The 10,164-nt window shown below is 66.9% G+C and carries 7 protein-coding genes; all 7 read right to left on the reverse strand.

Features of this window, described 5'->3' with window-relative positions; genetic code table 11:
- Positions 1-99 precede the first annotated feature (99 nt).
- The 7 genes from CKO28_RS24980 to CKO28_RS25010 all read right to left on the reverse strand — a co-directional run bounded on the left by CKO28_RS24980 (position 100) and on the right by CKO28_RS25010 (position 9,979).
- Positions 100-1,035, reverse strand: coding sequence for a UvrD-helicase domain-containing protein (locus tag CKO28_RS24980; RefSeq protein ID WP_200343688.1), 936 nt, complete (start codon positions 1,033-1,035; stop codon positions 100-102).
- The gene (locus CKO28_RS24985; RefSeq protein WP_200343690.1) at positions 1,032-3,689 is read right to left on the reverse strand and encodes a PD-(D/E)XK nuclease family protein; all 2,658 of its coding nucleotides are present in this window, start codon (positions 3,687-3,689) and stop codon (positions 1,032-1,034) included. Before CKO28_RS24985 ends, CKO28_RS24980 begins: the two co-directional genes overlap by 4 nt.
- A gap of 380 nt (positions 3,690-4,069) precedes the next feature.
- Positions 4,070-4,249, reverse strand: coding sequence for a hypothetical protein (locus CKO28_RS28130; protein WP_207168923.1), 180 nt, complete (start codon positions 4,247-4,249; stop codon positions 4,070-4,072).
- A gap of 358 nt (positions 4,250-4,607) precedes the next feature.
- Positions 4,608-6,002 carry a hypothetical protein gene (locus tag CKO28_RS24995; RefSeq protein ID WP_200343694.1) on the reverse strand — a complete coding sequence of 465 codons (1,395 nt, stop codon included), beginning with the start codon at positions 6,000-6,002 and terminating at the stop codon, positions 4,608-4,610.
- A gap of 121 nt (positions 6,003-6,123) precedes the next feature.
- Complete coding sequence (locus tag CKO28_RS25000) at positions 6,124-8,214, reverse strand: site-specific integrase (protein ID WP_200343696.1); 2,091 nt, start codon at positions 8,212-8,214, stop codon at positions 6,124-6,126.
- A gap of 236 nt (positions 8,215-8,450) precedes the next feature.
- Positions 8,451-8,657, reverse strand: coding sequence for a hypothetical protein (locus CKO28_RS25005; protein ID WP_200343698.1), 207 nt, complete (start codon positions 8,655-8,657; stop codon positions 8,451-8,453).
- 305 nt (positions 8,658-8,962) lie between these two features.
- Positions 8,963-9,979, reverse strand: a complete 1,017-nt coding sequence (locus CKO28_RS25010; RefSeq protein WP_200343700.1) for a DNA-binding protein — start codon at positions 9,977-9,979, stop codon at positions 8,963-8,965.
- Positions 9,980-10,164: the final 185 nt, after the last annotated feature.

Raw genomic sequence — 10,164 nt, forward strand, 5'->3', positions numbered from 1 at the left:
CGCGGCCAGGCCGACCTTGGACTTGAACTGCGGCGTCAGCTTACGCGGGCTCTTCCTCGACATCGTCTCCTCCTTCAGGTCAGGAGGGCCCGCCCTACGCTAACGCTCGCCCCTGTTCCAAAACCAGCCCTTCGACGCGCCACGCCGCTGAGCGGCCGCTACGACCTTGCCCTTCCGGCCCCAGTTGCGGAACGCCGTGGTGTCCTTCTTCATCGGCCCGATCCGTGGCGGCTCTGCCAGAGTCATCAGGCCTGAGGCGTCGGGCCCGCTTTCCAGGGCCCGCGCGAGCGCGTCGCGTAGCCCTTGGAGGTCTTCAAGAAGGTCGTCGCAGCTCGGCTCCCCTAGGCCACCGACGTGCCGCGCCAGCTCGTCGACGGCCGCCTCGAAGTCGGCCAGGTCGGCCCTTTGAACCGTCACGGGCGGCGCGGTCGCCGTCCGGTTCCGCCGCAGCGCGGCAGCGCCCTCCTTGATTTTGGCGACCGCGTGGTCCGGATCGTTGAACAGCATGTGCGCCAGCAGGTCGTAGTTGCCGGACGGCCGGTCGCCGGCGTCGGACAGGTGCTCGCGCAGCCACCGGTCGCGCAGTTCGTCGAAGACCAAGTCTGCCTGTGCCGGGTCCATCATCTTCGCGCCCGGGTCCGTCCCAGTCTCGACTGGGTAGGGGCCGATCAGCTGCTTGCAGAACCCGTGAATGGTTGTGCAGCTCAGCCGGTCCAGCCGGCCGCGCGCCGTCTTGAGGTTCGCGACCTGCTCGGCTGTGGGACCGCCCGGGAACGCGGCTTCCAGCTCGCGCGGCACTGCCCCGGCGAGCACGCGGTCGACGAACCGGGTGACGCGCTGTTGCAGGGCGCCGGCGGCGAGCTCGGTGAAGGTAATCGCCGCGATGTTCGCGGGATCGGTGCCGTCGGCGAGTAGCCGCACGACGCGCCCGGCGATCAGCGCGGTCTTGCCGGTGCCGGCGCCGGCCTCAACGAGCAGGGTGGTGTCCTGCTCCGTCAGGGCGCGCGTGCGGGCCTCCTGGTCGATCAGGGTCATGTCAGGCTCCAGGCGTCGACGAGCTCACCCAGGCGCGCGTGGAACAGGCCGCGCTTGTCGCGGAAGTACCGGTCTTTGGCGTCGCCAGGGAGCCCGAACCTCAGGTCGTTGTACTTGTCCTCGGTGCCCTCGCCGGGCAGGGCCAGGCCCTGCAGCAGTTGCTGGCGGCCAATCTCGATGTAGGCGGCGAGCGCCGTCAGCGTCGCCGCTGGGTCGTCCAGCGTTAGCGCCTTGCCGTCGAACGGGTAGACCAGGCGCGCGTCGACGGGCGTCCCGCCCAGCAGTGCGGTGACTGCGAATCCGTAGAGGCACCGTTGCACCTCCTTGCCGCCGCGCACCTCGATGCGCCCCTTGGGCAGCTTGCCGGTCTTGTAGTCGACCACCGCGGCCGCGGTATCGTCTTTGGCCAGGTCCAGCCGATCGATCCGGCCGTTGATGGTGACCTGCGTGTCCGGGATCTGCACGGGCGCGTGGATGTCCCACGGCGGCGTGTCCGCGGGGCTGTCGCGGTCCTGCCAGCCGGTCTGACCGAACGGCACCTCCGTCAGGCTCCGCTGGCCGGCGAGCGCGCCCGGGCCGCCGTCGCCGAACTCCGCGGCGAAAGCCTTGGGTACGGCCGCCTCCGCTTGCTGTAGGTGACGCCGCCAGATGAGGGTCGGCGGCACCGGGTATTTCTCCTCCCAATCCGGCCCCACAGCCTCGACCGCCGCGCGCGCTGCCGCCTGGATGTCTTCGGCGCTCGCGTTGGCGACGCCAGGCCCGGCCTCCAGTCGGCGTGTCGCATCCTGGAAGACGGCGTGGACGAGGCTGCCGTAGGTGGGCGGATCTAGGATGAGGGGCTCCTCGTCGGCCTCCGGCTCCTGCCAGCGCAGGATCTCCGTCCAGACGTACCCGAGCGGATCGCGCAGGAGCCGTTGGATCGCGCCGGTCGACTGCGGCCGGGTCAGGGCCTCGGCGACGAGGGGATGGTCGGCACGGATCAGGCCGTCGTGGGCCGTTACCTCGCCGATGTGCCAGTCGCGCCAACAGGCGCGCGTGCTGCGCGCCAGGGCGGTCCGACGGAACTCGTCCGGCCGAGCGAGCAGCCGGTCGGCCTCGCTCATGACGTGCCCGGCGACGCGCGCCCGCTCCAGGTAGGTGACCGGGACATCGTCCGGCCACAGGGGACTCGGGCCGAGCTGGCGCCCCTCGGCGTCGCGACGGCTGTGCGACAGCACCACCGACGTCGACGCGCCGGTGACGAGGGCGCGGAAGTCGCGTTCGTCGCGCTCCGGCACCGGCACCGGATCGAGCTTCTCCTGCGGCACGACGTGGTCGGGCAGCAGCGGGTCCTCGCCGTGCCGCCGCGGCCAGGCGCGGCTGGTCACGCCGATGAGCCGGGTGTAGGGGCGCGGCGCGCCGGCGATCGTGCTCGCCGGGCCCCAGACGATCGCCCCCGCGGGGTCGACGTCGTCGGGCAGGCGCAGCCCCTGCAGGGTGACGTCCAGCGCGTCCGCTGGCCCTTCGGCGAGCGCCTGGCGCCAGATGGCCCGGCTGACGCCCGACAGCAGGGCTTCACCGACTTCCTCGGCGCGATCTGGGCCCAGCTCGAGTCGGTCGACGAGGTCGATCAGGCCGGCGGAGAAGTCGTGGTCGTCCGGCCACGCTGGGACGCGTGCCAGGTGCGTCCGCCACAGGCGCGCGCTGGTCAGCGGCGCGTCTTTGGGCAGTACGCGCGTCCAGTCCGGCGGGAGGTCCTGCAGCCGGCCGCACTGGCTGCGCAGCAGCGGCACCAGCCGGCGCACGCGGTCCTGGGTGAGGCCGTTGAGCAGGACCTCGGCCAGCGCGGCGCAGACCTGGCCCTCGCTGCGCGAGACCACGGGACGCCCGTGGGCGAAGTGGACGGGGATGTTGGCGTCCCGGCTCATCGCCTGGAAGTGGACGTCCCAGTCTGCCGGGCTCGCCGCCGCGATGGCTATGTCCTGCGGCCGAGCGTGCCCCGCGGCGATGAGCTCGCGAGCCCAGCGCACCGCCTCGATCGCCTCGTGTCGGGCGTTGGCGCAGCTGACGGCCGTGCGGGCCGGCGCCTTCGACTCAGCTTCGGCCAGCCGGATCGCGGTGCCCTGGATCCAGTCGGGCACGGGCCGGTAGCCGGGCACCCAGTCCACCGTCACTTGCTCGGCCAGGGCCGTCAGGAACGGCCGCCAGACGGGCGGCACGTCGGGCACGCGGTAGATCGTGACGGGCCCGAGGACAGCCGGAGCGTGGCTCAGTCGCCCCCGTGCGGCGTCCACTAGGTCGCGCGGCCGGCGCATGGACGGCCGCAGGCGCGCGCAGGCGGCCGCTTCCAGCGCGGCGAGGGCCCGTTCGCGCTCGTCTCCGTTGGCGAGATCCAGATCCGCGTCCCACGCGCGCCGCAGCGTCGCCGTCGCGGCACGTGTCATCCCTGGCAGCTCGCGGACGGGGTTGAGCGGCCCGATGTCGGTCTCGGCGAGGGCGTTCTGGATGGCGCCCTGGAGGTGCTCGCGCGGCACGGGCTGAAGGAAGCCGCCGGCCAGCCGGGCGGCCGCCTGGTCGACACTCATCACCTGGCACCCGTGGTCATGGTTCCGGGCGGCGTGGGTGCGAGCCTCGCGAGCGGCGAGCACGGAATCGACGATGATCGTTCGGCGCAAAACATCGGTTCCCTGACTGAGAAATCTCGACCGTTTCTAATGTATCAACGGTTGCAACCGCATGTCTTCCCGCCCGCGGCATGCGGATATAGCGATCCTGACGCTGAGGCACTATCAAGACGCTTTTCGGCACGCTCCCGTAGCTCGGCAGGAGTGATTCGCGAAGATCGCGGTAGCCAGATCGTCGCTTGGTACCAGCCATCTTCTCGGCGAACGGGCACACCCTCTTGCCAGCGGATCAGCCCTCCGGACGCTTCGATGGTGTCGGTGAGGACGGCGAGCACCTCGTAGTAGTACGGGCCAATGATCAGAGCCATCATGGTAGCTTCTCACATGGTTGGGTGGGTTCAGAGCAGCGAAAGGGAGAAATGTGCTCCCGGCTAATCGCTCAGTTGCACAGCCAGAACGGCGCATTCTTGGTAGTAGGCAACAACGGAGTTGTCATGCTGACGGCGAACCTCGACGCGGCCGTTCTGCAAACGGAGCGTGCAGCCTTCGTGGACGATTTGCTGGACGTCGCCGTCGCCAACAAAAAAATGTACTATGATGTTACCGGACATGAGTCGTCTCCTCTCGTCGTTGTCAATTGGCAACTCTCGATCACGACTTGGGGGCGGCTGTGAATTTTGGGCCGGTCATCGCCCCAGTTTTTTGGAGGCCTTGGCGATTTTTTTATCCGACAGTTTGGACAGAGGGCGGCCTGGGCCTATGCAGCGAATTTCCTGCCAGTGCACAGGTCGCTGTAGCGGTGGGTTGACAACATCCACCGGCAGGCTCGACCGGCGATACCACAGCCGGCCGGCACCAATATGCAGGTGTACGGGGTTCGTAATTTCAGCTGGCGGTGCGAATTCTTGCGGTACCTGCGAGCCGGCAGGACAATCGCGCGCGCCTGTCCAGTTTTGAGGCCACCAAGCCCTATGGACGCTGATCTCGGACGCGCAGGAGGTCAGCCGCTCGTTCAAGTTCGGCTGCCGCTGCCATTCCTCTGGCTTGCAGGTTGTACGGTTCGATCGAACGCGGGTCCCGGTGATCGAGCATCCATGGCGTCAGGCGAAGCAACGTCGGATCTGAAGTCGCCTCTGCCATGCTGGTCGCGTAAATGGTCCGTACGATGTGCACGCCGATGGCTCTTCCCAGACCGACAGGCTCTGGAGCGGCGGTTCGTTTCCGCATCTGGCGCCACAACTGGTCGTGTCGGACAGCTTCGCCCTGTTTTCCGATCCAGACGTCGCCCCGGTCCGGCCGATCACCGAGCAGGATCGGTCGGAACTGTTGCCACCAGATATCGTGATAGACGCCGAGATGCTGGGACGGGTAGGGCGTGGCCGAAGGCGCCCCGTTCTTCGTCCGCGCGAAGACGATCTTCTCGGGGATCCCATTGGCGTCCAGCAGCAGTGTGCCGCCAACCTTCAGCGACGTGATGTTGGATCGGCGCTTCGGTCGCAAAGCGAGCAGGGCGATGAAAAGGCCATCCCGGTACATTGTCGCGGCTTCGACCGTGCGGGGCATGTCGACGGCCCGGTGCATCAGCTGCAGCCCGAAGCCGTACAGCTCCTCGATCGGGACCAACTGCGATCGTTTGTCCCGGCTCGCTTCCGCCAGCGCCTTCATGGCGCGCCAGTCGTGTTTGAGCCAAGACCAGTTCTGCTCAGGGTATAGGAAACAACAGGCAGCATAAATCCGGCCGATATAGTCGGCGAGACTGACTTCGGAGATGTCGGAGTTTCTCGTGACGACCGCCTTCACGAAAGCATCCAGGCTGTTCGGGGTCGGGATCGCCGGAAGGTCTATCTGAGCAGCCAGACGCTGATAACGATCCCAGGTCGCGACAACGGCCGTCCGCCGCGATGCGGACCAGGTCGCGATGCTCTGCGCCACGGGGCGAGACGGTTCCAGTGACGCGGCCTGTCTCTGGCTCCGCGGTGTCCACCCGGTGGATGCGACGCGACTGCGAAGGCTGTCGGACACGCGCCCAGTGCTGCGCTGAAGGCGCTGCTGTTGGTCTCCGGGCCAAGTATGCCCGTCGCGTTCGCCCCGATCCTGCGCGCCGCCGGTTCCGATCTCGCGTTTTTTGACACCCCGCAGCGCCGCGCGGCGGATGCGATTGCGCGTTTGCAACCAGGTCCAATCGACGTCGGGATGCACGATCAGGAGCGCATACGTGAGTTCCTCGGTGTAGGTGATCGCGGAAGAGGACGTCAGGCGCGCCTCGGCCGCGCCGCAGAAAGCTTGGACTGCGTCCGGCAGGTCAGTCTGCGTGACCTCGGGTTTGCCGGCATACGAAAGCAGACGCCCGTACGCGCGTGCCACGCGCCTGCGATAGCTGGAGACCCAATGTTGTGCCGTCCGGCTTTCCGACCAGCGTGCTCGGGCTTGATCAGGCCAATTTTCGAAAGGTACCGACGGGAAACTGACAGGCACGAAAACAATCCTACAACTGGGCGAGGCGTCGCCGGATGTCATCCGGCATACGTGTGGCCTCGGTAAGACGGGTCACGTGGGCATCAAGCTCCTGGGCTGCCCAGGCCGACTTCATCTCCACGTACACGCGCGTCGCTCGTGAGCCCTCGACGTGGCCCAGCAGGTCAGCGACCTTTTCCATGTCGTTCGTCTGCAAGAGCAGGTAACCGCCCATCAGTTTGCGCCACAAATGTGGGTTAACTGTGTATCCCAGCCACGCGTAGACGCGCGCCCGAACATCGTCTCCCAGGCGCGTTGTCGGTTCCCCCGAGATTTGACCGGGAAAGAGATGCCGGTTCAGCGGATCGTTTGCGGCAAGAACCGGGTGGTAGATAAGGATAAACGTGCGGATCAACTCGCACTTCCAGGCGCTGAGGTGGGCTTGTTGTTTGCGGCGACCTTTCTTCCGGGTCTTGCTGATGCGGTAATAGAGCATCCCGGTTCCGCCGGGCTTCGCCGGCAGCATGATGTTGGTGTCGAGTAAGGTCCGGGTCAGATCGCCCCAACGGACTGGCAGGGTCTGCTCGATCAGCATGGCGACCGCAGCCTGAACATCGCGCGCCATATCACGCGTGACGATGCCGTCGCGTTCGCGCTTCGCCTCGTTGCGCTCGATGATCCAGGCAGGCAGGCTCACAAGGCGTGCCATCGTGTCGACGTCGCCGAGGAAAGGCGCCAAGCGTCGGCGATCACGGTCCGACAACCCGTCGGAGTCTTCTCGTTCGGTCGCCAACTCAGCACGGAGGGCCCGGAAAATTAGAAGCTCGTCGGCGGTGATCTCCGGGACCCAGCGCCGTGCGATCGACGCCGCGTGTTTGACGAGGTTGTCGGCGTACCCGGTCGCCAGGCCCAGACGGGGCTGAACATCTTCGTGGATGACATGGGCGACGAGCTCGGGGGCGGCGATGTCGCCGATGTTCGACAACTCATCCGCGGTCACTAGGCCGGTGCGCACGGCTGCCGAGGCGAGAAAACGTACGGTTCCCTCCTGCGCGCGCAGCGTGCTGTCCTCGAGGGGGGTGATGTCACCCAGCCGCATCTTGCCGTCGAGCACGGTTTGGTGTTCAGGTTGACGCGCTCTCGCGCGCTCGAGCAGCGTCATCTGATTGTGGTTGGCGTATCCAGGAACGCCGCGCGAGGTCTCGTAAGCTATCCAGCTTTCCCGGAAACTGTCGGGAAACGCAGTCCATGGAAGATTCAACCGCTGACGGGCTCCGAGCGTGATGATGACGCTGGGCCAACCGTCGACGGTGGCGGCGGCGCGGTTCCAGGCGGTCCGGAGTTTGGCAATCTTGCGGCTCGTCGGGCTGGTCGAAAGGTCGTAAGCCTCGCGGAATTCCGTGTAGGCGCCGATCGTCGCGTCAGTGACATCCGACGGCTGCAGCCCGAGCGCGTCACAGTACCGGATGAAGGGGCTCAGGCTGGTCGCGAGCCAGCTTTCATCGATCTTGTCGTAGAGCCCACGCCACTCGGCGCCCACGGCCGTGATCGGCTTGTTCTGGCGCGGGATCGCGCGGGCCGTTTCGAGCCCGCGGCGGACGCTCGAGAGCACGTCATTCCATCGCTTCTCGCTGACGCCGAGCGCCGCCGGACCCCAACCCTTTTCCAGAATGTAGTTGGAGAGCCAGCGGGCATCCGCCGGAACCGCGCTCGGATCCCTTTTGAGCCAGCCGAAACAGAAAACTTTAATGTTGCGAATGCGTTTGTCCCGGCCACCTGGGGTCAGCGCGTCGTCGTCGCGGACAGCGGCGAGCACGTCCGTCATGAAAAGCCCGGCGCGCACGGTCCCGGCCAGCTCCTCCGTTACGTCGGCGCACCCGGTCTCGTCCCCGCCGGTCAGGGATGTGAGCGGCAAACCCGTGTGCTGCGCCAGTGCCCGAAGCCCCTCGACATCCGGATGGCGACTGTGCCCGCCGCAGATGTCGGCGATATATTTCTCCCCGCGACCGATCGCGAGGCTGAGGGCGCGCATCGACGTTCCGGTTTCCTGGCAGTAGGACCGTAACGCGGCGGCGGCCGGGGAGGGCGTCGGCACGGCGCGGGCAGGGCGGGCTTTACTCATGCAGGTGCTCCGTCAGGGTGTCGTGCCGGCGATATGGGCGTGTGCCGCGATTTCGGTCCCTGGACGCACGGCGGTTCGCGCCAGATCGCGCCGGACGCCGACGGACGCCGCCAGGTCGCGACATGGACGCCACCAGCGCGGTGCCATCCCGTGCGGGTGAGAACCGCCCGTCGGCGTCCGGGCCTCGTAACCCTCTGATTTTCCAAAAGAACGGATATGGCGGCTCGGACCCCGCATCACGGCCGGCCCTCAGGCTGGCAGCCGCGGCGGTTACCGGGAATCAGGTCGCCGGCGAGAAGGCGCCGCCGCAGCTCTTCGACCTCCTCCGGAGCGAACAAGGCTTTACCCGGCGTGCCGCCGCGCGTCAGCAGGCCCTGTTCGACAAACCTGTCGACCTGGCGGGGTGAGTAGCCGAGGCGGGTGGCGGCTTCGGACTTCGTCATGCTCTGGCTCCAGGAACAGAAGGGGACTCGATCTTGAGATATCGATTTCCCGGAGCCTCACAACGCGCGGTGTCGGATTTTATCAGCCCGAGCTGGGTCCGTGCGGTCGAACGCGGATGTCGCCGGCGTAAGCGTCGACGTTTTTCATCATGACCCAGATGATCGCTTGGGCTCCGAGAGGAGAATTGATGGGATCAACGTCCGAACACCTCGCTGGCGCCGGGGAACAACCGTCGTGGCGGCGTCACCTATGCCGAGGGGAGGGGCACGACGGAGACGATCTGCTGCCGGGGGCGCTTGTTCGTTTACGGGTCGTTCTTGGAGCTGCTGGCCTTACGCTGCGGCCTCTTGCTTCCAGGGCGGAGGTAGCTCAACAGGTCGGCGCGTTCACGGTCCCAGGCTTCGTGCTCGGCCGTATATGCAGACCTCAGGGCCGCGAGCTGACCCTCCGCAGACCCACGTGCAGCTTCAGCTTGCCGGAGGGACTCTTGCAGCTTTGAGGTCTCTCGTCGGTCCTGGTCCTGCGCCTCACGGCATGCCGCGAGCGCGCTGTCTTGCGCTGCGACTCGCGCGTCCGCGGTCGCCAGGCGGCCGCTGGTCTCGCGCAGCTCCTGCCGGGCTTCGTCGAGGGCCGCAGTCGCCCTGTCGCGCTCGGCAATCGCAGTCTGCCTGTCAGTGAGCACGCGCGAGAGCTCCCCCTCCGCCCGGTCCGCGGCAGCTCGGGCGGTCTCGGCCGTATCACGGGCTGCATCCCGTTCGGCCACAATCTTGTCGCGCTCGGCTTGGAGCTCGCGCAGGGCTTCCTGCAACTGGTCTGATGATGTCTTCAGTTCATCCCGCTCGTGGCTGAGACGCTCGGCCTCTCCCCGAGCGTGTTCAAGATCCGAATGCGCGCGGTCGAGTTCTTCGCAGACCTCTTGCGTGTCCCGGCTTGCGCCGTCGGTCTGTGTCCGGGCCTCGTCAATGGTCTGATTGAGACGGTTGATCTCTGCGTTGTGAGCCTCCCGCAGACGGCGATGCTCTTCGGCGAGCTCATTCTCAATGGACGTTCGGATGTCTTCCTCGAGGTGCGTCAAAGCGGTACTGAGGCCAGCAATGCCCTTGCGAATTTTATCGGGCAAGGAGCCTGTGTCAGCGCCTGGCGTGTCCTCGCTTTGAACCTCCGATGAGCTTTCATGGTTGATTTCACGCAGGCAGCGCAGGATCGTCGTGTAGCTGCCGCCTCCCAGTTGGCTGCGGATCTTCGGGATCGACGGCTGCACGCCGTGGTCATGAAGGGCGGCGACGGCATCTCGGACTGTCTCGACAGTAGCGTATGGCAAGGCGGTCTCCTCCGTTCTGAGATGGGTTTTGAGATCGCCTGTTCAGCGACAATAACGTTGGCCGGTGAGCGTCAGCCACGTTGACCGGTGACGGCTGGCTCGGGGCGATCCACAGGCCCGGCCGAACAGGCCGGCCGACCGCGCGCCCCCAGTCGCGCGCCGTAGGTCGGCCGGCCGTCGGTGAG

The organism is Rhodovibrio sodomensis, from assembly GCF_016583645.1.
GTDB lineage: Bacteria > Pseudomonadota > Alphaproteobacteria > Kiloniellales > Rhodovibrionaceae > Rhodovibrio > Rhodovibrio sodomensis.

Bases quoted from the DNA above. Each gene is read 5' to 3' on its own strand.
- CKO28_RS25005 (WP_200343698.1), bottom strand. From the start codon at position 8,657: ATGACGAAGTCCGAAGCCGCCACCCGCCTCGGCTACTCACCCCGCCAG.
- CKO28_RS25000 (WP_200343696.1), bottom strand. From the start codon at position 8,214: ATGAGTAAAGCCCGCCCTGCCCGCGCCGTGCCGACGCCCTCCCCGGCC.
- CKO28_RS24980 (WP_200343688.1), bottom strand. From the start codon at position 1,035: ATGACCCTGATCGACCAGGAGGCCCGCACGCGCGCCCTGACGGAGCAG.
- CKO28_RS28130 (WP_207168923.1), bottom strand. From the start codon at position 4,249: ATGTCCGGTAACATCATAGTACATTTTTTTGTTGGCGACGGCGACGTC.